The sequence below is a fragment of the Halostagnicola larsenii XH-48 genome (genome assembly GCF_000517625.1).
In the GTDB taxonomy this organism is placed as follows: domain Archaea; phylum Halobacteriota; class Halobacteria; order Halobacteriales; family Natrialbaceae; genus Halostagnicola; species Halostagnicola larsenii.
Genome location: NZ_CP007055.1, coordinates 2605863 through 2630998, shown reverse-complemented (window position 1 = coordinate 2630998; position 25136 = coordinate 2605863). Strand labels below are relative to the sequence as shown.

The window sequence follows — 25136 nt, the reverse complement described above, 5'->3', positions numbered from 1 at the left end:
GATGCCGTTCACTCGGGAACTGCCGCGGCGTCGGAGTCGGTTTGCCCGCCGCCGCCACCGCCGAACAGTCGCCCGCCGCCGGTGAGAACGTACAACACGCCGAGTCCGAGGACGTAGGTGAGCGCGATCGGCGTCGCGAGCGCGAGCATCGTCAGGATGCCTTTCGGACTCGCGACAGCCGCGATCACGAAGATGCCGACGACGACCGACCGCCACCGCTCGAGCATCGTCCGGTAGTTGACGATGCCGCCGACGTGGAACATCGCCATCGTGACGATGATGTTAAAGAGGAAGCCGACGCCGAGCGTCGCGTAGATCACGAGCCAGGAGAAGCTGTTGATCCGGTAGGTGACTTCCATGCCGTTGTTGACGGCGTCGGTGATGAGATAGGAGATCACCGCGGGCGCGATCCAGTAGAACCCGAGGAAGAGCCCGACGACGAACCCGACCAGCAAGAGCCCGCTCCAGACGAGTATCACGCGGGAGTTCCCGCTGACGAGTCCGCGTTCCTTGGCGGCCGGCCAGGCCCAGTAAAGCACCAGCGGGAGGACCGCGAGGAACGCCAGAATCGTGCTGATCTTGATCATGAAGATCAGCACCTCGACGGGGTCGAGCGCGATGACGAAGCCGGCTTCGCGGAGCAACTGTGTCGTCGATTCGGCGCCCGCTACCTGGGCGTCGTTTGCCGCTGCGACTTCCTGTAGGACGTCGTCGGGAACGCGGTCGACGAACTGTGCGAGGATCACCGTGAACCCGCCCTGATACAGCGCGAAGAACGACCCACCCAGAACGAGCATGAACAGCCCGACGATGTAAATCGCCTTCGAGGTGAGGCTGTTGAAGATAAACGCGAGGTCGTAGGCGTAGCCGCCGATATCCTCCTCGGTCGTCTCGTCCTCGGTGAACGGATCCAGCATCCCCGCCGCCGTACTCGAGACGAGTCCGCCGTCGTCTTCAGGCTCCCCGCCTTCGCCGGCCGTGTCCGCGCTCGCCCCGGCGTCTGCTCCCTCGTCGGTCGTATCGCCGTCTGCGTTCTGCTGGGCCTGCAACGAGTCGAATCGGCTCAGAACCGTTTCGGCTTTCGCCTTGTTGTCGTCGTACATCGCCTGGCGGGAGATCTCGAGCGCTTGCTCTTCGTTCATCGCGAGGAAGACCTGCGCAGGCACGTTCTCGATGTCCCCGGTCTCGAGGGTCTGGAAGTCGATCTCGTCGGGGTCGGTCGCGTTTCGAAGGTCTCCCTCTCGCGGATACACGGGGGATCGCAAGACGGCGATCATGTAGCCCACGAGAATCACGACGCCGACGCCGAGGGCGACCAGCAAGCCGACCGCGACGTCGCCGAGTGTCCCGTACTCGATCGCGATCGACTCGAGAACGGTGGTACCACCGGGTTCGAGTCCCGACGGAAGCAGCGGAAAGACCGATTCCTCGAGGCGGTCGAAGCCGTCTTGGTTCACGAAGGCGGCAGTCAGCGCGCCAGTGCCGAGCAAAACGCCCGTAAACTGGAGCACTCGTCGTTTCATGAACCCGGTTCCGGTATCGAGTTCGGCGGCGCCGCGCCGGCGGATGTTGGCGACGATCTTCGCGAGGCCGAGGCTGAAGGCGTACAGTCCACACAGCGGGAGCGCCCACATGACCTGCGTGATCGGATCCGGCGGCGAGAAAACCGCACCGAAGACGGTGATGGCGACGATGGCATGACGCCACTTGTTTCGGAACGTTTCGTAGGAGACGATCTCGGTATACGAAAGGACGCCCATCATGAGCGGCAACTGGGCCGCGAGTCCGAACGAGATCGTCAGCAGCGCCATAAACTGCGTGAATTCCGTGATCCCCCAGCTCGGATCGACGCCCGCGACGAAGGCGACCTTCGCGAGGAACTCGAACGTAAACGGGAAGAACACTACGAACGCGTAGGCCAGTCCCAGCCAGAACAACATGAACGAGATCAGCGCTAACCCTGCCATGTACCACCGCGAGACGGGAACGACCGACCGGAGCCCGCGCTTTCGAAGCGCGTCTCGAGAGTAATACAGAACCGCCGGAATCGCGACGATGACGCCGATTATCATCCCGATTTTCGCCTGCAGGAGGATCACTTCGAACGGCGTTCGGGTGATGATGTTCGTCGCCTCGGAGAGGTTCGCGTTCATCTCCGCTCGAGCCGTGGCCTCGAGGAAATCCCAGATGAAGACTCGAAGCGCGTAGAAGGCCCCGACGAAGCCGAGGAGAAAGACGATAAACACATGCTGGAGGTTGTCCTGTGCACTGGAGAGGACGGCACCGATCGTCTCCCTACCGGTGTTGATGGCTCGGGCGGTGTCTTCGCTGACCGCAGAACTCATTGCTGTCAGTGGCTAACTTGCATCCAGTTATCAACCTTTCGAGTACAGAAGTTTACAGCGACAGCCAAACGCGTGTTATTCCTCTCGTCGTTCTCGAGTGCAACCCGGTTCGCTGTCAGCGCATGCTCGTAAGAAAAAGGCCTATAACCAGTGGCGGATCTATGTCACCATAGATGCCGGACGACTCGGCTGGCGATGAGGACGCTGCGTCCACGAGTGGCTCCGCTGAGCCACTGCCAACCGCAACGGAGGAGAAACCCGAGGCGAAGACCGACGGCGAGGGATACGTCGGTGACAATTCAGAACACAAGGAGGAGTATCCCGATCCCGACGACGATATCGGCGGTATCTCGACCCCGCCGGACGACGAGGAGATGCCGCTTGCGGATCACATCGAGGAGATGGTGCTTCGGCTCGCAGTGGTCTTTCTGTTCGGCGCTGCGGGGACCGCGATCGGGATCCTCTGGGCGTCGGAGGGGATCTCGTTCATCTGGTCCGATGTCGTTCCGCAGGCAACAGAGCGACCACCGCACCTGTACAGTCCGCTCGAGTTGTGGCTGACCCGGATCAAACTCTCCGCGCTGTTGGGGATCATGATCGCGCTGCCGATGTTGATCTATCAGTGTTACCTGTTCATGCGACCGGGGCTGTATCCGAACGAGCGCAAGTACTACCTGGCCGCCGTTCCGACCAGCGTCGTTCTCGGCGGGCTTGGCATGATCTTCTCGTACATCGTCGTCCTGCCGATCCTCTTCTCGTACTTTACGTTCTATTCGGAGGGCAGCGCCGAGATCGCCTACGCACTCGGCGAGACGTTCAACTTGGTCATCACGTTGACCGGCTTTCTCGCCATCGTCTTCCAGATTCCGCTGTTTATCATGCTCGCGATCATGCTGGGCGTGACGACCAGACGGTGGCTCGCACAGAAGCGACTCTACTTCTGGACGGCCTTCGCGGGGCTTTCCTTTATGTTCACGATGGATCCGACCTTCATGGCTCCGATCTTCGTGGCCATCACGATGATCCTCCTGTTCGAGGGAACGCTCCTCATCGTGAAGTGGACCGGCCGCGAGTAGCCGAAATACGCACCCGCTATTGTCATCTCGTTTCGAGCCCGTTCGTGATTCCTCGAGTCACCTTCTGCCCATCTCTCTACTGACTGTCCGGCGACTGCATTGGCTGGATTCCCGTTATTTCGCCGCTCACAACCGGAGCATATGTCCTTATATTCTCCTTATCCGTTCTCACATTGATCAGATCCTCACGAGGTCCGTAGAAAATTTGTATTTCTAAACGATTATGGTTTAGTACCTGGAAACTATCTCTAATTCTGTGAAATTGTGAAATGGTTCTGGACGAATCTCCAGGGTTATGGTCTGTCTGTAAACCCACTGGAACTCGCTCATCGAACGCAGGGTGGTGTCGTTCGTGACTGAGCACGTCCCTACCACGTGTATGCGATGTGCAGTCGGCTGTGGTCACGTACAACGAGCCGTCGAAACCGGTTACGGGTTAGACGTCGTTCGCGGCGACGCCGCACACCCGGTCAATCAGGGACTCGCCTGTCAACGGGGCGTCAGCGAGACGGCCGACCCCGACGGCGAGTGGCTCACGCGCCCGCTCGTCCGACGAGACGGCGAACTCGTTCCGACGACCTGGGAGACCGCCCTCGAGCGCGCCGCCGAAGGACTCGGAACGGCCCACGCCGGCGGTTCGAATCACGTTGCAGTGCTGGGAAGCGGCCAGCAGACGAACGAGGCGGCCTACGCACTCGGCAAACTCGCCCGCGGCGGCTTGGGCACGCGCTACTACGATGCGAACACGACCCTCTGTATGGCGAGTGCGGTTACCGCCTACTACGACGCCTTCGGGAGCGACGCGCCGCCGCCGACCTACGACGACGTTCCCGAGGCCGAAACCCACCTGGTCTGGGGGGCGAACCCGGCGGCCGCACATCCGGTGTTGTTCCGCTGGATCCGCCAGTCCGCGGCCGAGGACGGCTGCGAACTGCTCGTCGTCGATCCGATCGAGAGCGAAACGGCCGAGGTCGCAGACGCCCACGTCGCACCCGACCCCGGCGGGGACCTCGAGCTGGCTCGAGCCGTCCTCGCGCGCCTCGTCGAGACGGATCGAATCGACGAGCCCTTTATCGCCGACGCGACGACGGGGTTCAAAGACCTTCGAGCGCAACTGCCCGACGCCGAACCGGCAGCGAACGCGGCGGGCGTCCCCCTCGAGACCGTCGACCGACTCGCGGACGCACTCGAGCGCGATACCCTGCTGTACTGGGGGATGGGCGTCAACCAGAGCGTCGACGGGACGCAGACCGCGGCCGCCCTGATCGACCTCTGTCTGTCGACCGGTAACCTCGGGCCCGGAACGGGGCCGTTCTCGTTGACGGGGCAGGCGAACTCGATGGGGACCCGCGTCTGTTCCTCGAAAGGGACCTGGCCCGGTCACCGGGACTTCGGCGATCCGGCTCACCGAGCCGAAGTCGCCGACGAGTGGGGCGTGTCGGTCGAAACCCTGCCCGACGATCCGGGCCCCGGCCCCGTCGGTATCCTCGAGGCCGTCGAGGACGAGGTCGAGGCCGTCTACGCCGTCGCGACCAATCCCGCCGTCGGAATGCCGGATACAACGCGGGTTCGCCGACGGCTCGAGGACACGTTCCTCGTCGTGCAGGACGCCTTCCACAGCGAGACGGTCGAGTTCGCGGACGTCGTGCTCCCGGCCACGACGTGGGGCGAATCCGAGGGAACGGCGATGAACATGGAACGAACCGTTTCGCGGGTACGTGCGGCGACGGACACGCCGTCGGGCGTCAAGACCGACCTCGAATTGATCGCCGAACTGGCGACGCGTCTCGCGCCGGGACTGTTCGAGCGATCCCCGGAGCCGGCGTCGATCTTCGACGAGTTCGCCGAACTCACCGCGGGGACGCTCGCGGACTGTTCGGGAATCAGCTACGACCGGCTCGAGGAGGAGCGAGCGGTTCGCTGGCCGGCACCGACGCGCGAGGACGCCGGCGGGTACCGGTACTACGATGGGCCGACGACCGAACAGGGCGAGACGTCCGAAACGGAGCGCCTCGAGGGACCCGCGAGCGACCGGTGGTCGTTTCCGACGTCGAGCGGACGCGCTCGGTTCTCGGCCGGGGAGGGCGTCGGGCTTCCGGAGCCCCCCGACGAGAGCTATCCGCTGACGCTGACCACCGCGCGCCGGCCGGGCGCGTACAACACCGGGGTTCGAACCCGCGACGACGAACCGCCGACGGCGCGGGTCAGCGCCGGGACCGCCGCCGCGCTGGCGGCCGAACTCGAGGGGCCGGACGACGAACGGTACGGTCGCATCACCTCCCGGCGAGCGTCGATACTCGCCCGGGTCGAGGTCGACGAGGCGATTCCGGACGGCGTCGTCTGGCTTCCGATCCATCACCCGGACGTGAACGATCTCACGATTCCGGCCGTCGATCCCCGGTCGAAGGAGCCGAATTTTAAACAGTGTGCCGTGCGTCTCGAGGCCCCGACCGACGCCGCTGCGATCTCACTCGAGGAAGTCACGGCCTAGCACAGCTGTGAGACGTACTGGTTTTCGGCCGAAAGAGTAACTCTTTCCTTCGATCAAGAACGTCGCCTCCCTGTCGGGGAGACGTTTGGACGCAAGTCCTCGACCGATGGATGCTGCCGGCGACGGAGGACGGTGCCTCTGACACGCTGTGCCCGGTCAATCTGGGCGATCTCCGTCGGCCGGTCAGGTGGTGTGTCGAGCAGGTCCCTACGAGTGCCCTGCATTGATCCACACCCACTTGAACAATTCAGCGAATTTAAATAAACCTTCGTGTCGGTTCGATACCATTGCAGCCAGTTCAAACGGTCCGAAAAGCGTTCCGAGCGTTTATCGACCGATTTCAGGCGTTCGTTTCCCGTATGACCTGCGTGTTCGTCGTTTCGACGATAGCCCGCGGCTGGACTTACTCCTCGAGACGATCCGAGAGTGCGGCTGCTCGTTCTCTCGCGCGCTCTATAACCCGCGGTTCGTCGATCGTCAGTACCTCGCGGTCGGACATGAGGACCGCCCCGTCACAGATCGTGTGTCGCACGTCGCCCGCTTGGGCAGCATACGCCAGGTGGCTCACGAGGTCGTGTGCCGGCACGAGGTGGGGCTTCTCGAGGTCGATCACCGCGAAATCGGCCGGAGCACCGGGTTCGATACGCCCCGACTCGAGACCCAGCGCGTCGGCGCTCCCCGCCGTGAGCATCTCGACGACGGAGCCGGCGGCGACGGCGCTCGCGTCCGAGGCCGCGAGTTTGCCGAGCATCGCCGCGTCTCGGGCTTCGTCGAGCATCGAGAGGTCGTTGTTCGAGGCCGCACCGTCCGTGCCGAGGCCGACGGTGACGCCCGCGTCGAGCAGGCGCTGCACCGGTGCCATGCCGCTGGCCAGTTTCATGTTCGAGGCGGGACAGTGGATCACGCTCGTTCCGGCCTCGGCGAGCAGTTCGATCTCCCGGTCATCGACGTGGACACCGTGTGCGACGAAGTCTTCGGACTCGAGCAAGCCGTGTTCGGCGGCGTACTCGAGGGGCCGCACCCCGTGTTCGTCGACGATCGGCGCGACTTCGTCTTCGGTCTCGTTCGCGTGGTAGTGAACTGGAACGCCCGCGTCGCGCGCTTTCGGCACGAACTCCTCGAGGTACGTCGAGTCGACGGTCGTCAGCGAGTGCGGGGCGAACACCGTCGAGATTCGGCCGTCTGCGGCACCGTCGAACTCTTCGGCAACGGCGAGACTTTCGGCGGCGTCCTCGCGTGCCGCCGCGTCGTCCTTGCCGACGGTGACGATTCCGTGTCCGAGCACGGCTCGAACGCCAGATTTCTCGACCGCAGCGACGATTTCGGGGACCTCGAAGTACATGTCCGCAAAGGCCGTCGTCCCGCCCTTGATCATCTCGAGAATGCCCAGTTCCGCGCCGGCGCGAATGTCTTCCGGGGTCATCGCTCCCTCCGCGGGCCAGATGTCCTCCCGGAGCCACGCCTCGAGCGGTTTGTCGTCCGCGTACCCGCGAAGGAGCGCCATCGCGACGTGCGTGTGACCGTTGACGAACCCGGGCGTCACGAGCGAGTCCGTGGCGTCGAGCGTTTCGTCGGCCGTCCCGCCGAGGTCGGATCCGATCTCGAGGATCGTTCCCGCGTCCTGATCGACCAGTACGTCGGCGCGTTCGACTGTGGTATCGGGACGCAGTACCTCCCCGCCGGTGATCTCGAGCGTCGTCATTGTCCCGCCTTTCTCGTCCGGGAGTGTGAGGCTGTCGATAATTCAGAGCGTCGGCGGCGTCACCGGTGGCGTTCGAACGCCGGGTAGCCGATCTTCCAGTCGGCGGGTTTAACAGTCGTTTACCCGAACAGGATACCATGAACGGTCCCGAACGTGACGATGCCGACGACGGCCGTCAGAACCCCTCCGCAAGCGCGAATCCGTCGACGGGTGCCGCTCGAGGGCCGGGCGCGAAAGCGCCGGTGGCCGACGCGAGTCCGAACGCGGTCAGAAACTGGAGCGCGTTGCTGTCGTTTCTCGCGCTCGCCTCGTTTCTGTCGGCCGGAACGGCGTTGTTCGTCTCCGAAACTCCCCGCGCCGCGGCGGGAGCGACGATGCTCGGGCTCGGACTGGTCGGGACCGCGGTCGTCTCACGCACGATGGCCCCGAACCTCCTCTACCGGCTCTCTGCCGCGTGGGCCGAACACCGCCGGTACGTCTGGTTCTCGGGCGGCCTCTTCGCGCTCGGGATCGCTGCCGGTATCGCACTCGCCGCCGCCGGAGTCGACCTGACCCAGCTGTTCCTCGAGCTCATCATGGAGGAACTCGAGGGCGCGGAGGTCGATCCGGACGGCCTCGGGGGCGGTGGCGGCGTCGCGCTCGAGACCTCGGCGACCTTTTTCATCCTCAACAACACGCCGCCGTTTCTCGCGTCGATCCTCGGCGCGCTGACTCTCGGCTTGTTCACGTTCTTCGTCATGACGCTCAACGGGCTGATCGTCGGGAACATCGCCGTCGCTATCGGCGGGGAAGTCGGCTACGGCCTGGTCGTCGCACTGCTCGTCCCCCACGGTATCTTCGAACTGACTGCGCTGTTCGTCGGTGCGGGCGTCGGCTTCAGGTTCGTTTACCGGGCAGGAGAACGCGTTCTCGGCAAGCGACCGGCGCTGTTCACGAAACCGTACCTCGCCCGGACGGCGCTGTTGGTCGTCTTCGCCTGGCTCATGCTCGTCGTCGCGGCGTTCGTCGAAGCCTACCTGACGATTCCGGTCGCGGAATTCCTCTTCCCGACGCAGACGGCGTGAGACCCGCTTCCAATTGCGAACGGGTGTCCGACGAGCATCCGGAAGCTCGTCGCGCTCGCTCTCACCGCCTGAAAGGAAAGACAATTCCCGCAGGGCCGCTACTATTCGCCTAATGCGTATCGCCGTTCCCAACAAGGGCCGCCTGCACGAGCCGACGATCGATCTCTTAGAGCGGGCGGGACTGCATATCGAAAACGGTGCCGATCGCAAACTCTACGCCGAGACGGTCGATCCGGACGTGACGATCCTGTTCGCCCGTGCGGCCGACATTCCCGAGTACGTCGCCGACGGCGCGGCCGACCTCGGTATCACCGGCCTCGATCAGGCTCGCGAAGCCCAGACTGACCGCATCGAGGAGCTACTCGACCTCGAGTTCGGTCGCTGTCGCCTCGTGCTCGCGTCGCCCGAAGACGGAGATATCGACGCCGTCGCGGATCTGGCGGGCAAGACTGTCGCCACCGAATTCCCGAACGTTACCCGCGAGTTCTTCGACGACGCCGGCATCGAACCCGACATCGTCGAGGTCACCGGGGCGACGGAACTCACGCCGCACGTCGAGATGGCCGACGCCATCGTCGACATCACGTCCACTGGGACGACCCTCAGAATGAATAACCTCGGCGTCATCGCCGAAGTCCTCTCGAGTTCGGTCTATCTGTTCGCTCGAGACGACGTCGCCGACGATCCGAAGGTCCAAGAGATTCAGACGGCGCTCTCGTCGGTCCTCTCTGCGGACGGCAAGCGGTACCTGATGATGAACGTCCCGCGGGACGAACTCGAGGACGTTCGCGATGTCATCCCCGGACTCGGCGGCCCGACCGTGATGGACGTCGCCAACGGCGAGGGCGAGAAAGTCGCGGTCCACGCCGTCGTCGACGAACGGGACGTCTTCGAGACGATCACCGAGGTCAAAAACGCCGGCGCGAGCGACATTCTGGTGACGGAAATCGAACGTCTCGTCGAATAGCGTTAGCTCGCACTCGCCGCTTTTCCGACGATCGTTACCCCACCGCCGGTAGCGACAGAGCCGGCGTTGTCGCCGCCCCCGTTGTCGTCATCGTCGGCTTCGTCATCGGACCGCCGCGATCGGACGGTAACCTCGTCGACGATTTCGTCGTCGACCAGCACGGCGACGGTCCCCGCCCGCGGTGGTGCGAACTCGAGGTCGAACACCTCCTTGCTTCCGCTCGAGAGTATCCCAGATATACGCTCGTCCCCGCCGAGGAGTCGGTCTTCGTGCTCGAGTCGAACCCGATAGTCGTAGGTCCCCGACCGTTTGCCGTCGTTCGAGACGATGAACTCGAGGCGTTCCATTCGACCGCTGTTCGTATCGAAGTGTTCGTTCTCGACGCCGAACAGTCCCGTCTCGACCTCGGCGGCCGCGGTATCTGTAAGCGCCAGAGTACCGATCGTCACCGCACCGATTCCCCCTGCACCGGTCATGAACGTCCGCCATCTCATTACAAATTTCCGGATAATCATGATATCATTAGTCATAAACAAGTTGATCTACCGACAGAATCCGTAGTATACGCCTACGGCGAGTATACCGATGCTACTCGGCGTACCGAGCCGCCCGGTCGGATCCAGTATCCGGCCGAGGCAGGCAGAAAGCGTCAGGGGGACGATCCTACGAATCGCCGCCGATCGGTCCGCGACCGACGTACGGTTCGAGGGTCAACAGGTGTGCTGCAGGGGAGACGCGACCGGTTCCGGGTTCGTACTCGACGATACCGTACTCCTCGAGCGTCGGGAGGTGCGTCTGCGAGAGCGAGTCGTGGACTCGCTGACAGCGCTCGAGGAAGGTCGTCTCGAAGGTCGGGTCGTTCTCCGATTCGGAAAGCGCCCGCACGAGCTGGTGGACGGTAACGGACTCGCCGGCCGCGAGGACGTACCGGATGATCGCACGACGCCGACGACTGCTCAGGACGCTTTGGAGGGTATCGAGGGTGAGACTCTCGAGTCCTGGCTCCGCCGTGGAGGGCGACACTCGATCCGTGGTCGGGTGTGGAATCTTCATCGGCACCTGATGCTCCTCTTCTGGGACCTGTTAAACGGAGTCGGTCGTTCGTCGGCTTTGGACGATTCGCCGTTAGTTTAGACCATTTGAGACCGTTTTCGACCCGGTAAACGATTCTAACTCGACGAAACCAACAGGTCTTTCTACATATCTCTCTCGAGGATTCCACACGTACTCTCGAGGCGTTTAAGCATGTATTAGTCCACGAGAGCGCGGGCAACGGCGTCTCTACGATGTCGTCATGGACACTGCCGTGATCGAACAAATCTCGTTGCTATCGATATCAGTGACCGTTCTCGCGATCGCGTTACACCGCTCGAGGGCTCGAACTCGGTGTAACGGTCGGTGAACGAACCCACTCGTCAAGAGCCGAAAACTCCTCCTCGAGAACTGAGACGTAGGTTTTGCGAATCGAACGGTAAAACTGGATTACTCGAGCAGGCCGAGGTCCTCGAGCCGGGAGACGATTTTGTCGACCGCGTGTTCGGCGTCGACCGGCTGCTTGCCGCCGGTAATGACGAGTTTTCCGGAGCCAAAGAGCAGGGCGACGACGTCCGGATCGTCGAGTCGATAGACGAGTCCCGGGAACTGCTCGGGTTCGTACTCGATGTTCTCGAGGCCGAGGCCGATCGCGATCGCGTTCAGGTTCAGATTCCGGCCGAGGTCGGCCGAGGTGACGATGTTCTGGACGACGATTTCCGGATCCTCGTTCACCTGAATCTGGAGTTCACGAAGCTTGTCGAAGACGATACGGAGACTTTCGTGAACGTCGTCGGTGCTTTTCGCGCCGGTGCAGACGATCTTCCCCGACCGGAAAATCAACGCGGCGGACTTGGGATTCTGGGTTCGGTAGACGAGACCGGGGAACTGCTCGGGATCGTAGTCGGCCCCCTCGAGGTCCATCGCGACGCTCTGGAGGTCGAGTTCTTGCCCGATGCCGGTCGACGCCACCACGTTTTCGATATTGATGGTGTCCTTCGGATCCGTCATAAGTCGCTTAAAAAGACGTATTTAAGCTTTATAAAGGTTGGTGCCCGCACCCCGTCTCTCCGGTTTGTGTTCCAGCTGTCAGTTTCCGTTATATCGGGTCTCGTGCTGTCTCGATGGGGACACTCGCCCGATTCGCTCGTTTCGCTCGCTGGGCGAGTCGTCGAAAGCGGTAGGCTCATACTCGACCCGAAGCGACGAACGGTCGTGTACTTCCTCGAGTTGGGCGGAGAGGACGACCGGTTCGCAGCGCGGGAAGCGGCGAGCGCGGCGGCCGATGTCAGCCGAATCGCCCCGGGAATTGCCGTCGCACGCGGTCTCGCCCCGGAGCGGGTCCGCGGGCTTGCGTACACCCACCGGGCGAGTGAACTCCTCGGTCGAACCGACGCCACGCTCGAGAGCGCTCGCGCGTTGCTCGAGACGGCGACGCTCGAGCGCGAGGGCTCGGTCGCCGTCCGGGCGACCGATATCCGGGGTTCGAGCGGCGTCTCCACCACGGAAGTCGAGCGAACCCTCGGCGGCGTGCTGGTCGACCGCGGTTTTTCGGTCGACCTCGAGGAACCGGATCACGTCCTCCGGGCGGCGTTTTCGGTGGGCGAACTCGAAAGTGGTGACGACCTCGAGCCGATACTGGCCGGGGAGACGCGAGGAGACTCGAGTACGACGCCACAGAGTGAACGCGTCTCGGTCTGTGCGCTCGGCTGGCTCACCGCCGAAAGCGTCCGCGATTTCGGGTCGCGTGCGCCGACGGACAAACCGTTCTTCCAGCCCGGCAGCATGGATCCGCTGCTCGCTCGAGCCGTCGCGAACGTCGCCGGGGCCCGCGAGGGTCGACAGATTCTGGACCCGATGTGCGGAACCGGCGGCGTCCTCGTCGAAGCGGGGCTCGTCGGCGCTGACGTCGTCGGGACCGACGCCCAGGAGAAGATGGCTCGCGGCGCGTGTACGAACCTTGAGCACTTTCTGGACGACCCGACCGAGTCGCCGACCGGTACACCTCGCGGGTCGTGGCACGTGGGTCGCGGCGACGCGACCAGACTGCCGCTGGCCGACGATTCGGTCGACGGCGTCGTCTTCGACGCTCCCTACGGCCGCCAGTCGAAAATCGAGACGCACCGACTCGAGGACCTCGTCTCGGGCGCGCTCGCCGAAGCCCGCCGGGTCGCCCCCCGCGCCGTCGTCGTCGCCGACCGCTCGTGGCTCAGCGAGGCCAGAGCGGCGGGCTGGGAACTCGAGGCGGCCTTCGAGCGGCGGGTGCACCGGTCGCTGACGCGGTACGTGTTGGTACTCGAATAAACCGAACGATACCGATTAGACTGATCTGATTGAACTAATCACCGGGGCTTATGGTGATCGATACACTCTCCTAGCGTACGGTGGATTTCGTGAGCAAAACGAACCCAAACCCCGATATAAACGAGGAGGACGAGTACGGTACGGCTCAACTCAACCATCGCGGTCGGCTTACGATCCCCAAAGCGCTCCGTGATGATCTCAACCTCGAGGACGGGACGGAGTTTCACGTGATTCGTGACGGTGGAGAGATTCGGCTTGTTCGTTCCCTTCCCGACCTCGAAACGTTGACACGGGGCGACGAGTGGGGAGACGAGGCGTTCCGTGATGCAGGTGATGCAACGTTCGGTGGGACGTGAGATGACAGCGCGCGTCGTCCCCGATCTGAATGCCTTGGCGATTCAGCTGATCGACGACCATCCTGGCCACTCCTACGTCGCCGACGAACTCGTCCCTGCACTCACGGGGGCGGATACGCTCGTCGTCTTTGGGTATCTCCCGCTACGTATCCAGTGGCTTCTCGAGGATTTCGGATTCGAGACGGTCGAGGCTCGAAATGCAGTCTCGTCACTCCTTCAATATCCCATGGAATTCGTCGACGTCGACGACGATCTCGTGCTGTCGGCATACGATATCAGCGCGGAGAAAAACCACGACGTATACGATTCGTTCTATGTGGCACTCGCGCGCGCCGCCGATGCAGATGCGATCGTAACAACCGACAGGGACTTCGAGCACCTATGTACCGACGAGTCGTTCGAATACAGAAACCCGGTTCCGGACGAGGTTCTCGAGCGGTTCGTCGATGCGAACGCGTGATCGTCTCCGTATTCGTCAGCTTTCAGTTTCGTCGCGTGTCTCTCGAGTGCGCAACCCAGTTCGAAAGCACTCACTCGCTCGCGGACAGTGCCCGCTCGCGAAGTTGCTCGCCCTTCTCGCTCTCGACGGTGAGGTCCGGCACCGGTATCGGCGTACCGTCCTCGTCGATCGCGACGAAGGTGAACGTCGATTCGGTCGTGAGTTCCGTTTCGCCCGACCGTGGCTCCTCGCGCCACGCCCGCAGCGCGACGTTGACGCTCGTCTCCCCCGCATCGTAGACGTACGCCTCGATGAGCGCGGTTTCGCCGAGCGGCACCGGCCGGAGGAAATCGAGTTCGTCGACGCGAGCGGTGACGCAGGATTCGCCGGCGAACCTGATCGCCGACATGCCGCCGACCTCGTCGAGCCACTTCATGAGGTTCCCGCCGTGGAGGGTCCCGTTGTTGTTCGCGTGGTTCGGCTGGACGGGAAATCGGTTTTCGATGTACGTCTCGAGTAGCGCGGTCATGACTCAGCGTTCTCGCGGGAGGTAGATAATCGTGCGTGGTCCTGCCGGGAACCGGTGGCGTTAGGTACCCGTCATCTCATCTCATCTCGGGCCGATCTCAGCTCCTCGCCGGTCCGTTCTCGAGTCGCTGGCGCGTCGTTACCCCGACCACGAGCGCGCTACAGGCGAGCAAGAGCGCGAAGACAGTCCGCTGGATCGCGTCGGACTCGAGGTCGACTACCGATGCGGCCGCGAGGACGAAGAGCGCTCCGCAGATCAACGTGAAGACGCCGAACCAGAGCGGACCGACGATTGCGGGGCCGACGGTTCGAAGCAGGAGTTCTGCGAGCACAACGGTAATCACGAGCCCGAGGGTGAACGCGATCGTCGAATCGACGGAATTCCCGAGGAGTCCGCTGAGCTCGAGGGCGGTATCGACCATCGGCGAGAGCGGGAAGATCGCCCACGCTCGAGTCGTGTAGGAAATGCCGGTCGAGTTCGACGCGCCGGTTGCGTCCGAGCGGTCATCGCGTGCGGACTCGGCTGGGTTCTCAGCCATTCCGACCTAACTCCGCGAGTACGTGCGAGACGTGGATTCGGTCGCTCGAGCCCTCCTGCATTTCGAACTCCGTATCCGCGACGAGCCGGTGCATCCGGGCGAGTTCGTCGCCGTGGTATCGTTTTCGCGCGACCGAGAGGATCTCCTCGAGGACTTCGCCGCCGTCGAGTCCCTCGTCTACCAGCAGGTCGTCGAGCGTCTTTCTCGCGTCGGTGAACTCGCCTGCCTCTGCGTCGTCGACCATCGACTCGATCTCGTCGGCGAGGCCGACTTCGCCGATGGTCTCGTAGGCCCCGGTCATCGTGAGTTCGCCCTCGTCTTCGACGGTCGTCTGGGCGGCCAGGATCGCCTTTCGGAGGTTGCCGTTCGCGTAGCCGGCGACGAACTCGAGGCCGTCGGCGTCGTACTCAACCCCTTCGGCCTCGACGATGCGCTCGAGGATGGCGACGGTCTCCTCGCTCGAGGGCGCTCGAAACGAGACGGGGAAACACCGCGATCGGATCGGCGGAATGAGCTTCGTCGGCTGGCGCGTCGCGACGATAAACTGCGTCGTCCGGTGGTGTTTCTCCATGATCCGACGCAAGGCCTGCTGGAAGTCCTCGCGAATGTCCTCTGCGTTGTCGAGGAGAATCGTCTTGTACGCACCCGATACGGGCGCGTAGCTCGCGGATTCTTTGAGCACGTGGTTGATCATGTCCCGCTTTGACATCGACGACCGTCCGACCAGAAAGCCCGCGAACCGGGGATCGTTCTTGATCTCGGTCTTCGTTCGGCCGAAGAAGTCGGCGACGTTGATCTCGATCAGGTCGTTGTCCACGTCATCGCCGTAGACCTCGCGAGCCAGCGCGCGCGCCGCCGCCGTCTTGCCGCTTCCTGGTGGCCCCTGCAGGATCAGGTTAATCGGCTCGTCGACCGCCCGCTCGAGGTATCTGCGGGCGTCGTCCTGGGGCAGCTCCTCGAGAGTCGGGGCGTACGTCTCGGTCCACAGCGGCGCATCCATCGCCGGTCGATACGGACGGGACGGGTAAGAATCGGTCGGTTACTCCTCCAGTTCGGCGACGGTGAACTCGCTCTCGACGGGCGTTCCGCCCTCGCGTTCGACCCGTGTTGCCCCGTCGAAATCGCTCGGATCGCCCTCGTAGAGGACCACTCTCAGTTGCTCGTCCTCGCCGACGGACTCCTCGAGTTCGATGGAAATGTTCTCGTGGTCGCCGGGCGGGAGCTCTTCGCTCGTTCCCAGCGGCGCGCTCTGGTCGTCGCCATCGGTCTGTTCGACCGCCAGGAATCCCGTCGCTGGGACGGTTGCGTTCGCCGTGACGTTCGTTTCGTTTCCGCCGGCGGGTTCGACGGCCGCCGTTCCGTCGAACTTGAGGTCGATCATCTCCACTGCACCGTCGCCTTCGGTATAGATGCCGATCGTCTGCTCGCCGGGATCCGTTCCGTTCGTGTCGACGTCGAACGTCACTTCTCGAGTCTCGTCGGGCTCGAGTTCGAGCACCCGCCGCTCGAGGACGGCCCCGTCGATCCGGAGGTCGACTTGCTGTTGGTCGAGGTCCTGGGTCGGGTTTCGGATTTCGCCGGTCACGGAAATGGTTTCGTTGGTCGTCCCCGACGACGGGGCGTCGATCGATTCGACGGTGAACGAGTCGCCGACGGCGTCGTCTCGATCGGCCATCGTCACCGATGCGGTGTCGCTGACCGGAAACCCGTCTTCGATGTACGGTTGGTCTTCCTCGCCGTCGGTTTCGTTGTAGGCGTAGGTCTCGTTGTTAGTGGTATCCTGGTGGGCGGTCGCGGTCAACTGGCCGAGCATCTCGCGATCGTCGGCGTCGGTCTGGTTGACGGTGACGTTTTCGTGGCTTCCAGACCCGAGGTAGTCGGAGACGCCGAGGATGTTTCCGTTGCTATCGCTGACGACGACGAACCCGCCTTCCGAGACCGAAACCGACGAAACCGTCACGTTGGTTCCGTCGCTCTGTTGATCATCGAACTCGATCGACGCGTCCGGGTCCTCGTCGACGCCGAAGATAGCCGGTGCCTGTCCGATGACGACGCCCGCCGCGAGAACGACGGCGAGCGCGATCAAGATTGCGGCGACTCGTTTGATCGTACCGAACTCAGGTCTCGAACTCATATACCAACTGGATACGGATACTTCGAGCCCCGTGGACGTAAAACGTCGAGTTCGTTCGGCGTAGTCATTGCCCCCTTCGTAGTGGAGGTGCCTCGTAGGGCCGTCATATGTTCTCCGGCGGATACAACCGACGCGATTTACCCGCCTCTACTTTCGGTGTCGTGTACACTCGCCTATCTTTTTTCGGTCAATCCGCCCCTGAACGACGCTCGAGGCACCGATCACTCGTGAAAACGTTCACCAATTATAGACTATCTTTTACCCGTCATACTCTTAACATGCTACTTATATTTCTATATCAATAAGTAATTTACTAGTTAGTATAGATTTTCTAGAAGTAAAATACAACGCTAGATAAACTTTATTTATTGCTTTGATGTTTAGACTCGTATGGGTGCTTCAGCGACGAACGCCATTGGTGCTCCGGGAACAGACCATGAAAATCGGTCCATACGAGGTGCTCATACGCTGTCCTCGTCGGATCGGTCACTCGAGGTCACCGAGTGCGCTCGAGTACGCTGGTGGAGGGCGATACGTCGATGATCGTCGCTTCGCTGTTGATGATAGTCGGACTGTTGATCGGAATCGCAGTCGTTCAGACGTACGGACTTCGACTTTCCGGCGTCCTCGTGGTTCCGATGTTCGCAGTGTACGCCCTCTACGACGTCCTCGCACTCCCCGCATTCGTCATCGGCGTGCTCGCCGCCTACGCCGGATTGGCGGTGTTGCAACGACGAACGCTGTTGTTCGGGCGACAGCTGCTGCTGGCGAGCATGATACTCAGTATGATCGTCCCGCTGGCCGTCTTCGGCAGTCTCGTCGCGCTCGGCGTTTCCGGCATCACGCTTTCGACGGCGACGTTCGCCGGGAGTATCCTCCCCGGCGTCGCGGCATACAACTATCACCAGCTGGACTCGGATCGACGCCTCGAGGACATCGCGGCGAGCGTCGGTGTGCTCGTCGGATTGATCGGCCTCGGCGGTGCGCTCGTCAATCTCACGATGGCGCCCCGAATCGGCCGGCTCACGCCCCCCGTGTTGTTCGGTCCGAACTCGGACATCGCCGCCGCTCGGAACGCCGCGATCAGCGATATGGGCGGCTTCCTCGAAATCTCTCTGCCGGTCGTCCTTCTCGTCATCGCGCTCGGGATGGTCGTCTCGGAAGGGGCGTACATGCGGTGGGGAATCAGGCTCAACGGAATCATCGCGCTTCCGTTGCTCGCCCTGTTCGCCCTCCGATCGGCTGCCGTGCTCCCGTTGTACGTTCTCGGTGTCGCCGTCGTTTACGGCCTGCTGACTCTGTTCCACCGGTCGACGCTGCTGTACGGACGGGTGCTGCTCGGGACGGGCCTCGTTATCGCTATCGCGGGATCGATCCCGATCGCGATCGTCTTCCCGGTCACGACCGGGTTACACCTGTTCTTTACGGCTATCCTGATCGGAATCGGCGCGTACAACCTACACCGGATGCCACCGGAGCACAGACCGACATCGATCTCGCTGTCTGCAGGCGCGTTCGCCCTCTTTCTCGGCGGTCTCCGACTGATCGTGACGCCGGAGCCGGGCGGTGTGCTCACGACGAACCTCTCGGCGCTTCCACAGATCGCGCTGCTCGTCGGTGCGCTCGTCGTCGGCGCGGCGTCTGCGCTCCGTCTCGAGCGACTTCGTCCCTCGAGTTCGGACGCCGACCGACAGCGCGCCGGGACACACAGCAGCCACACCTGACGAACTCCCACTATCGATACGATACACTATCAATGTCTTACGATACCGCTTCAACGGTCGTTCCCGAGCCGCTCACGCGGCTCGCTCGACGCATCGCTGGGCCGCTCACCCGCGGCACCGAACACCGACGCCGACTCGAGGAAATCGGCGTCAAAATCGTCGTTTCCGGAACCCGCGGCAAATCGGGAACGACCGAACGGATCTACGACGTCCTTCGATCCCGGGGCTACGACGCCTACGCGAAGGTCACCGGCAATCACCCCCTCTCGCTGTACGACGGCGAGGAAAACCCGATCGACCGCGGCGAGCGCGTTACGCTCTACGAAAACGTCCACGAGCTTCGAAAGTACTTCCCCGTCGATGCGCTGGTCCTCGAGAACCAGGGGATCACCGACTACACGACGCGGATGATGAACGAGCGGTTCGGCGACCCCGACGTGCTCGTTCTCACGAACGTTCGCCAGGACCACCGCGATACGCTCGGCGGCACTCGCGCGGACATCGCGAGAGCGTTCGCCCGCGCGACCCCCGCCGGAACGCACGTCGTCAACGGCGAACAGGATCCGCGTCTCCGGGAGTACATCGAGCGCGAACTCGAGGCCGTGGATGCGACCGTTTCCCACGTCGACGTCCCCGAACGCCATCAGAACATCCCCGCTGCGGAGTGTATCTACGCGCTCGATCACGTCCTCGAGGCCATCGACGAGGAACCGCTGTCAGATCGACAGCGCGAGTCGATGCTCGATGAGTTTCGCGTCGAGTGGACCCACGCGCTCGGCGGCCGGGTGTACAACGCGGCCGACGTCAACGACGTCGAGAGCACCGAGATGGTTCGCCAGGCGCTCGTCGACGACGACGAACGGATCCAGCCGTTCGTCTACCTCCGCCGAGACCGCCGGGCTCGAACGGCCTCGTTCCACGACTATCTCGAGGGGCTCTTCGACGACGGCGCGATCGAACAGGCGCGGGTCGCAGGCGGTCACGCGGAGCTCTTCGCCGACAAAGCGTCGTTCCCCGTAATCTGCCACGATCCGGAAACCGAGTCGGCGCTATCGGTTCTCGAGGAGATGATAGCGGACGGGTGGCCGGTGCTCGTAATGGGCAATACCGTCGCCGAGTTTATGCGCGACATCGACGACGAAATCGAGCGCCACTCGGAGCCACCGGAATCGATCGACACGTCCGAGTCGGATCTCGAACTGGAACTGCCTCCGCAACCCGTCGATTCCCAACTCCCGGTTCAGTCGGTCGACTCTCAATCGTCCGGCGACGCCGACGGCGCACTGTCTCGGCTTTCCCACGTACAGAGGTGATCATGTAGAGACGACCACCCACGCCGGCGGGTCTCACTCGGCTCGCCGGCACTCGATCGAAGACGCTTCGCTCGCCGACTACCGCTCGGGAGGCGGTACGCTCCCACTGAGACGATGACACCATGACAAACGATTCAGACACCAACGGACGCATCGACCGACTCAATCCGTCGCGACGGTCGCTCCTGACCGCTATGGTCGGAACCCCGGCGGTACTCGGCCTCGCCGTCGGATCCTACGAGGCGGCCTCGAGGGTCGTCAGCGACGAGGACCTCGAGACGGCCCTGGTCTGTTCGCTCGCCGACGGACAGGCCGACTTCGTGGACAATCGAACGTCGATCTCGGCCGATCCCCGACTGCTCTCGGCTCACGACCTCTCGGCCGGTCAGCAAGTTCGACTGTCCCGACCGGACGACTCGAGCGAGTTTGCGGTCTATACGATCGCGGAAGAACGCCCCGAAGCGCCGACGGACATCGTTCGCATGTCCGACAGCGCCCGCTGTCGGCTCGACCTCGGATCGACGGAGCTGCAGGCGACCACCGACGAGACGAGCTGTCCCGGTCCCGCCGGTGACTGCTCGGTGAGCGACGAGGAGTTCGACGCCGAAATCTCGACGACGATACCGAACCCCAGCCTCTCCGAATCGGAGGCCAGAGAGCAGGGCGAACTGATCGAGCGCTTAGACGAAAACGGCACCGACCACATCTTCATCGCACCCCACGGCGGTGCCGTCCAGCCAAAAACCGACGATCAGGCCGAACACGCCGCGGATCTGGCCGACGCAACGTGCTGGCGGACGAAGGGCTGGGGGCCAGATGCGGGCGCGTTCCAGCGGTGGTACGTCCCGTCGATGGCGCTCTCGCCCGAATCGTATCCCGAACTCGAGACGATCGCAGACGACGACTTCGACGTCGCGGTCGACTTCGGCGGCGTCTGTGACAACGGGATCGTCGTGGCCGGAAACGCGACGCTGTCGCTGCTCGAGGACGTCCGCGATTCGATCAACGATGCGCTGCCGTCCTGTGCGGAGCAGGCGACGCTGCCGGACGACGACGGCCTGACGGGAGACGGGCTGCTCGTCGACGACCTCGGCGAGGAGAGCGTCTTCCTCTCACAGAGTTACGCGACCCGCCGAGCCTACTGGAAGGAAATCGCGACAGGAACGGCCGCAGCGCTCTCCGCTGACGTCGAAGTCACGGAGAGCGGCTCGTGCCAGTGATAACCGGTTGGAGGGCCGATCGCTGGTACTGATCGGGGATAACGGGCGGAAGTTGATGTGATGGTCGAGGAGCGAATCAGAACGATTCATTCGCCGAGGGTCGGCCCCGGACCGAGGAGTCGACCCTGCAAACCGTCTCGAGGCCGCACGATCGCGACGATAGGTCGACGGAACGCGGTCGTATTCGGTGATTCGATAGAACGCGATCGGCTGCGGTGATCTCTCGGAACGCGGTCGAAATCGGGGGTCCGGCGGGAGCGTCGATCCGAAGCCGGTTTAGTCGCCGCGGTCCGAACCGTAGCTAATGCCATTGTGCGTGACGTTTCTCGGAACCAGCGGGGCGATTCCAACCGCTCGACGGAACCCCACCAGCCTCTTCGTCGCGCGCGAAGGAGACGAACTGTTGTTCGACGCCGGTGAGGGGACGCAGCGACAGATGATGCGGTTTCGAACGGGGTTTTCGATCTCCCATCTCTTCGTGACGCACCTCCACGGCGACCACGTGCTGGGCATCCCGGGACTCCTCCAGACGATGGCGTTCAACGACCGGACGGACCCGCTTGCCATCCACACGCCGCGGGGCACTCGATCGGAAATCTCGTCGCTCGTCAACGCGCTCGGTAACCGACCGTCGTTTCCGGTCCGGATCAACGAGGTCGGCGGCGGCGATGTCGCCCACCGCGCCGACGAGTACGAAGTTCGGGTTTTCGAGACCGACCACGACACGCGCTCGGTCGGCTACGCGCTGGTCGAGGACGACCGCAAGGGCCGATTCGACCGCGAACGCGCCGAAGAACTCGGCGTCCCGGTCGGCCCGAAGTTCTCGAGACTCCACGGAGGTGAGGCCGTCGAACTCGAGGACGGCACCGTCGTCGAACCGGAACAGGTCGTCGGCGAGCCCCGCCCCGGCCGCTCGCTCGTGTACACGGGTGATACCCGCCCGACGCAAGCGACGCTCGAGGCGGTCGATCAGCCGGACCTGCTGATCCACGACGCGACGTTCGCCGACGACCGAACCGAACGGGCGACGGACACGGCACACTCGACGGCGCGGCAGGCGGCCGAAATCGCCCGCAGAGCCGGGGCGGATCGGCTGGCGCTCATGCACATCTCCTCGCGGTACGCCGGCAACGTCGAGGACCACCTCGAGCAGGCTCGAGACGTCTTCGACTGCGAGGTCTTGCTGCCGGAAGACGGCGACCAAATCGAGATTCCGTATCAGGACGTCTGAGCGTTCGTTTCGGCCGTTTGAACCGACACGATTCGGTGTGTCGGTGGGGTGATGTCACAGTTTTCGCCGGATGTCCTTCAGTACGAGCAGTATCTGGTAGGATATCACCACCAGCGCGACTAAAAGTCCCGTCTGCAGCAGTTGGTTGAGTGGCACCCCATATACCTCGTGACCGATCACGGCGAGGAGTAGCGCCGCAAGTACCGCGTATCCGAGTACGGAGTCGCGCGAGGACTGCTCCGACGACATTCTATTGCCACAAAAAACGACGCGGTGTGTAAATACATTGTGAATACCGCGGATCGAAGCACTGCGGCGATTCCGCGCCGGATTTATACCGTTCTCGCCCCTATAGTCGTCCGTGAGCACCCGAACGAGTGCGTTGAACGCAGTCGTCTTCGGCGTCGACATTCAGAGCGGGGATGTCCGCGGTGACTCGCCTTCCTACGCGCTGGTCCAGTACGACGGCGAGGACCTCACTCGAGACGTCGTTACCCACCGCAAACTCAGGCGATTGATCGACGACGTCGAGCCAGCTATCGTCGCGACGGACAACATGTACGAACTGGCGGCGGACAAAGACCAGTTGATCCACTTTCTGGGGTCGCTGCCCGCCGATACACGGCTCGTGCAGGTGACGGGGGCCGAACAGCCCGAACCGCTCTCCCGCGTCGCCAAACGCCACGGAATCCCCTACGGCAAGGACCCGATGAAAGAGGCCGAAGCCGCCGCCAAACTCGCCGCCCACAACGTCGGCCACGAAGTCTCGGCGTTCACCGATACGACGACGGTGAAAGTCTCGAGAGGCCGCTCGACCGGAAAGGGCGGCTGGAGCGAGGATCGCTACACCCGGCGGATCCACGGCTCGGTCAAGCGCCGCGCCCGCGAGGTCGAATCCGAACTCGAGGACGAGAACCTCGAGTACGAAAGCGATATCCGAGAGTCCTACGGCGGCTACGCCAACGCCGTGTTCACGGTGCAGGCGCGTCCGAGCGACATTCCCGTCTCGAACGAGCGCTCGGGCGACGTCCGTATCGAAATCGAGCGCGAACGCCGCGACGGGATCGAGTTCCAGCCGCTCGTCAAACGCCGCGATCACGTCGTCGTCGGCATCGATCCGGGAACGACCACCGCGGTCGCCATCGCCAGCCTCGAGGGCGAGATCCTCGACGTCTGGAGTTCGCGAACCAGCGACGCCGCGGACGTGATCGAGTGGATCGTCGAGCGCGGGCGACCGGTCATCGTCGCGGCGGACGTGACCCCGATACCCGAAACCGTCGAGAAGTTCCGCCGGAGCTTCGACGCCGCGGCGTGGACGCCGACCAGCGACCTCCCGATCGACGAAAAGCAACACCGCACGCGCGAGCATCCCTACGACGACGATCACCAGCGCGACGCGATGGCCGCGGCGCTGTACGCGGTCGACGACCACGAGGATCAGTTCGAGCGAATCGCAGACAAACTCCCGCCGGGGATCGATCGGGGCGAGGTGACGGCGCGCGTCGTCGCCGGCGAGGAGAGCGTCGAGGCCGTCCTGCGGGACCTCACCGACGAGGCTGAGGACGAAGAGGAGACGACCGAGCACGAACCGCGGGAACTCACCGAGGAGGAAAAGCGAATCAAATCGCTCGACCGGCAGGTCGAACGCCTCCAGTCACACGTCGAGCGCCTCGAGGACCGCCTCGAGACCAAAGACGAGCGAATCGAGGACCTCGAGGCCGAACTCACCGTCTCCCGGCGCGAGGAACGCCGTCAGATCCGCAAGGAGTCGGAGGTGAGCCGCCTCGAGGCGAAAATCGAGCGCCTCGAGCGCGAACGCGACGAGGCCCGCGAGAACGTCGCCGACTTGGAGGACAAAGTCGAGCGGATGAAAGCCCTCTGGAAGCTCGATCACTCGAACTTCAGCGACGTGTCGGCGAAAAAGGAAGGATTGGTGCCGGTGAAGGTGATCGAGCAGTTCACCAAGGGCGCGATCCGCGAGGCCGACGACCAGTACGGCATCGCGGCCGGAGACGTCGTCTACGTCCGGGATGCAAGCGGTGCCGGCAAGTCGACCGCGGAACTGCTCGCCTCGTTCGAACCGCGAGTCGTCCTCAAGGACGGCGGGCTCTCGGATGCGGCCGACCGGATCCTCTTCGAGGCCGAACTCCCCGTCGGCCCGGCGGGCGACGTCGCCATGCAGGAGGTCGACGAACTCGCCGTCGCTCGAGAGGAGGACGTCGAGGCCGTGATCGACGACTGGCACGAGCGCGCTCGAGACCGCAGACGCGACCAGAAGGCGTCGATGGTCGACCAGCTCATCAGCGAGCATCGCGCGGGAGACAACGAAGCCTGAGTGCGGCTGGTTCAGTCCTGGGTCTCGAGCGGCGAGAGAACCTGCGGCACATCCGCGGGTTCGACTTCCTCGCCTAAGTCCTCGAACTTGTCGACGGGACCGTTGACGAACAGCGCGTGGGCGACGAAGCCGATGGCGACGATGCCGAGCCCCGCGATCGCGACTTCGAACGCGATCGGCGTCGCGATTCCGATGAGGACCCCGGCGGCGAGGCTCGCGGCGATACAGAGCAACACCAGGTCGTAATAGTGCAACGTGTATCCCATAGGAATCCATACGGCTGGTAGCACGTTAACGTTATCCAGTTATCGGGCCGCCGGACGGTGCGAAACGCCT

Annotated in this window: 23 protein-coding genes; 12 read left to right on the top strand and 11 right to left on the bottom strand. The window is 63.4% G+C overall.

Features of this window, described 5'->3' with window-relative positions:
- Nucleotides 1–8: 8 nt before the first annotated feature.
- Nucleotides 9–2345 carry a twin-arginine translocase subunit TatC gene (locus HALLA_RS13290; RefSeq protein ID WP_049953807.1) on the bottom strand — a complete coding sequence of 779 codons (2337 nt, stop codon included), beginning with the start codon at nt 2343–2345 and terminating at the stop codon, nt 9–11.
- A gap of 173 nt (nt 2346–2518) precedes the next feature.
- On the opposite strand from HALLA_RS13290, the gene tatC reads away from it, so the two are divergent.
- A complete protein-coding gene (tatC, locus tag HALLA_RS13285; RefSeq protein WP_049953806.1) occupies nt 2519–3421 on the top strand; it encodes a twin-arginine translocase subunit TatC in 903 nt (300 codons plus the stop codon).
- 352 nt (nt 3422–3773) lie between these two features.
- On the top strand, nt 3774–5912 hold the full coding sequence (gene nasA, locus HALLA_RS13280) for an assimilatory nitrate reductase NasA (protein ID WP_049954127.1): 2139 nt from the start codon (nt 3774–3776) through the stop codon (nt 5910–5912).
- 403 nt (nt 5913–6315) lie between these two features.
- Here nasA and HALLA_RS13275 read toward each other — a convergent pair whose 3' ends face one another.
- Entirely contained in the window at nt 6316–7614 is a 1299-nt protein-coding gene (locus HALLA_RS13275) for an amidohydrolase (RefSeq protein WP_049953805.1), read from the bottom strand.
- A gap of 137 nt (nt 7615–7751) precedes the next feature.
- Here HALLA_RS13275 and HALLA_RS13270 point away from each other — a divergent pair, with 137 nt between their 5' ends.
- Both HALLA_RS13270 and hisG read left to right on the top strand, forming a co-directional pair.
- On the top strand, nt 7752–8678 hold the full coding sequence (locus HALLA_RS13270; RefSeq protein ID WP_084569016.1) for a stage II sporulation protein M: 927 nt from the start codon (nt 7752–7754) through the stop codon (nt 8676–8678).
- Between the two features lie 112 nt (nt 8679–8790).
- Nucleotides 8791–9645: an ATP phosphoribosyltransferase gene (gene hisG / locus HALLA_RS13265; RefSeq protein WP_049953804.1), complete on the top strand. Its 855-nt coding sequence runs from the start codon at nt 8791–8793 to the stop codon at nt 9643–9645.
- Nucleotides 9646–9647: 2 nt separating this feature from the next.
- Here the strand turns inward: hisG and HALLA_RS13260 are convergent, their stop codons facing one another.
- From HALLA_RS13260 to HALLA_RS13250, 3 genes are all read right to left on the bottom strand, one after another.
- Nucleotides 9648–10139, bottom strand: coding sequence for a hypothetical protein (locus HALLA_RS13260; RefSeq protein WP_157231381.1), 492 nt, complete (start codon nt 10137–10139; stop codon nt 9648–9650).
- A 169-nt stretch (nt 10140–10308) separates the two neighbouring features.
- Entirely contained in the window at nt 10309–10698 is a 390-nt protein-coding gene (locus HALLA_RS13255) for a DUF7344 domain-containing protein (protein ID WP_157231380.1), read from the bottom strand.
- A 429-nt stretch (nt 10699–11127) separates the two neighbouring features.
- The gene (locus HALLA_RS13250) at nt 11128–11688 is read right to left on the bottom strand and encodes a TATA-box-binding protein (RefSeq protein WP_049953801.1); all 561 of its coding nucleotides are present in this window, start codon (nt 11686–11688) and stop codon (nt 11128–11130) included.
- Between the two features lie 204 nt (nt 11689–11892).
- Between HALLA_RS13250 and HALLA_RS20670 the strand changes: the two genes are divergently transcribed.
- From HALLA_RS20670 to HALLA_RS13230, 3 genes are all read left to right on the top strand, one after another.
- Nucleotides 11893–12981, top strand: coding sequence for a THUMP domain-containing protein (locus HALLA_RS20670; protein ID WP_157231379.1), 1089 nt, complete (start codon nt 11893–11895; stop codon nt 12979–12981).
- Nucleotides 12982–13070: 89 nt separating this feature from the next.
- Entirely contained in the window at nt 13071–13337 is a 267-nt protein-coding gene (locus HALLA_RS13235; protein WP_084569041.1) for an AbrB/MazE/SpoVT family DNA-binding domain-containing protein, read from the top strand.
- A 1-nt stretch (nt 13338) separates the two neighbouring features.
- Entirely contained in the window at nt 13339–13797 is a 459-nt protein-coding gene (locus HALLA_RS13230) for a PIN domain-containing protein (RefSeq protein WP_049953799.1), read from the top strand.
- A gap of 70 nt (nt 13798–13867) precedes the next feature.
- Here HALLA_RS13230 and HALLA_RS13225 read toward each other — a convergent pair whose 3' ends face one another.
- From HALLA_RS13225 to HALLA_RS13210, 4 genes are all read right to left on the bottom strand, one after another.
- A complete protein-coding gene (locus HALLA_RS13225; protein ID WP_049953798.1) occupies nt 13868–14305 on the bottom strand; it encodes an acyl-CoA thioesterase in 438 nt (145 codons plus the stop codon).
- Between the two features lie 97 nt (nt 14306–14402).
- Entirely contained in the window at nt 14403–14843 is a 441-nt protein-coding gene (locus HALLA_RS13220; RefSeq protein ID WP_049953797.1) for a hypothetical protein, read from the bottom strand.
- On the bottom strand, nt 14836–15843 hold the full coding sequence (locus HALLA_RS13215) for an AAA family ATPase (protein WP_049953796.1): 1008 nt from the start codon (nt 15841–15843) through the stop codon (nt 14836–14838). The genes HALLA_RS13220 and HALLA_RS13215 overlap by 8 nt, the downstream gene beginning before the upstream one ends.
- Before the next feature lie 39 nt (nt 15844–15882).
- Nucleotides 15883–16977, bottom strand: coding sequence for a DUF7282 domain-containing protein (locus tag HALLA_RS13210; RefSeq protein ID WP_049953795.1), 1095 nt, complete (start codon nt 16975–16977; stop codon nt 15883–15885).
- Nucleotides 16978–17498: 521 nt separating this feature from the next.
- Between HALLA_RS13210 and HALLA_RS13205 the strand changes: the two genes are divergently transcribed.
- The 4 genes from HALLA_RS13205 (at nt 17499) to rnz (ending at nt 22465) form a co-directional block, all read left to right on the top strand.
- Nucleotides 17499–18701: a poly-gamma-glutamate biosynthesis protein PgsC/CapC gene (locus tag HALLA_RS13205; RefSeq protein WP_242406171.1), complete on the top strand. Its 1203-nt coding sequence runs from the start codon at nt 17499–17501 to the stop codon at nt 18699–18701.
- A gap of 32 nt (nt 18702–18733) precedes the next feature.
- The gene (locus tag HALLA_RS13200; protein WP_084569014.1) at nt 18734–20014 is read left to right on the top strand and encodes a Mur ligase family protein; all 1281 of its coding nucleotides are present in this window, start codon (nt 18734–18736) and stop codon (nt 20012–20014) included.
- A 122-nt stretch (nt 20015–20136) separates the two neighbouring features.
- Complete coding sequence (locus tag HALLA_RS13195; protein ID WP_049953794.1) at nt 20137–21234, top strand: hypothetical protein; 1098 nt, start codon at nt 20137–20139, stop codon at nt 21232–21234.
- A gap of 304 nt (nt 21235–21538) precedes the next feature.
- On the top strand, nt 21539–22465 hold the full coding sequence (gene rnz, locus HALLA_RS13190; RefSeq protein ID WP_049953793.1) for a ribonuclease Z: 927 nt from the start codon (nt 21539–21541) through the stop codon (nt 22463–22465).
- 54 nt (nt 22466–22519) lie between these two features.
- On the opposite strand, the gene HALLA_RS13185 is transcribed toward rnz, so the two are convergent.
- Nucleotides 22520–22714, bottom strand: a complete 195-nt coding sequence (locus HALLA_RS13185) for a hypothetical protein (RefSeq protein ID WP_049953792.1) — start codon at nt 22712–22714, stop codon at nt 22520–22522.
- Between the two features lie 112 nt (nt 22715–22826).
- Between HALLA_RS13185 and HALLA_RS13180 the strand changes: the two genes are divergently transcribed.
- A complete protein-coding gene (locus tag HALLA_RS13180; protein ID WP_049953791.1) occupies nt 22827–24800 on the top strand; it encodes a DUF460 domain-containing protein in 1974 nt (657 codons plus the stop codon).
- 11 nt (nt 24801–24811) lie between these two features.
- Here HALLA_RS13180 and HALLA_RS13175 read toward each other — a convergent pair whose 3' ends face one another.
- Nucleotides 24812–25066, bottom strand: a complete 255-nt coding sequence (locus HALLA_RS13175; protein WP_049953790.1) for a hypothetical protein — start codon at nt 25064–25066, stop codon at nt 24812–24814.
- Nucleotides 25067–25136: the final 70 nt, after the last annotated feature.

Coding starts and splice junctions, on each gene's coding strand:
- HALLA_RS13260 (WP_157231381.1), bottom strand. CDS start 10,139: ATGAGATGGCGGACGTTCATGACCGGTGCAGGGGGAATCGGTGCGGTG.
- HALLA_RS13275 (WP_049953805.1), bottom strand. CDS start 7,614: ATGACGACGCTCGAGATCACCGGCGGGGAGGTACTGCGTCCCGATACC.
- HALLA_RS13210 (WP_049953795.1), bottom strand. CDS start 16,977: ATGAGTTCGAGACCTGAGTTCGGTACGATCAAACGAGTCGCCGCAATC.
- HALLA_RS13220 (WP_049953797.1), bottom strand. CDS start 14,843: ATGGCTGAGAACCCAGCCGAGTCCGCACGCGATGACCGCTCGGACGCA.
- HALLA_RS13185 (WP_049953792.1), bottom strand. CDS start 22,714: ATGTCGTCGGAGCAGTCCTCGCGCGACTCCGTACTCGGATACGCGGTA.
- rnz (WP_049953793.1), top strand. CDS start 21,539: ATGCCATTGTGCGTGACGTTTCTCGGAACCAGCGGGGCGATTCCAACC.
- tatC (WP_049953806.1), top strand. CDS start 2,519: ATGCCGGACGACTCGGCTGGCGATGAGGACGCTGCGTCCACGAGTGGC.
- hisG (WP_049953804.1), top strand. CDS start 8,791: ATGCGTATCGCCGTTCCCAACAAGGGCCGCCTGCACGAGCCGACGATC.
- HALLA_RS13225 (WP_049953798.1), bottom strand. CDS start 14,305: ATGACCGCGCTACTCGAGACGTACATCGAAAACCGATTTCCCGTCCAG.
- HALLA_RS13200 (WP_084569014.1), top strand. CDS start 18,734: ATGTCTTACGATACCGCTTCAACGGTCGTTCCCGAGCCGCTCACGCGG.
- HALLA_RS13175 (WP_049953790.1), bottom strand. CDS start 25,066: ATGGGATACACGTTGCACTATTACGACCTGGTGTTGCTCTGTATCGCC.
- HALLA_RS13250 (WP_049953801.1), bottom strand. CDS start 11,688: ATGACGGATCCGAAGGACACCATCAATATCGAAAACGTGGTGGCGTCG.
- HALLA_RS13255 (WP_157231380.1), bottom strand. CDS start 10,698: ATGAAGATTCCACACCCGACCACGGATCGAGTGTCGCCCTCCACGGCG.
- HALLA_RS13290 (WP_049953807.1), bottom strand. CDS start 2,345: ATGAGTTCTGCGGTCAGCGAAGACACCGCCCGAGCCATCAACACCGGT.
- HALLA_RS13215 (WP_049953796.1), bottom strand. CDS start 15,843: ATGGATGCGCCGCTGTGGACCGAGACGTACGCCCCGACTCTCGAGGAG.
- HALLA_RS13195 (WP_049953794.1), top strand. CDS start 20,137: ATGACAAACGATTCAGACACCAACGGACGCATCGACCGACTCAATCCG.
- HALLA_RS13230 (WP_049953799.1), top strand. CDS start 13,339: ATGACAGCGCGCGTCGTCCCCGATCTGAATGCCTTGGCGATTCAGCTG.
- HALLA_RS13270 (WP_084569016.1), top strand. CDS start 7,752: ATGAACGGTCCCGAACGTGACGATGCCGACGACGGCCGTCAGAACCCC.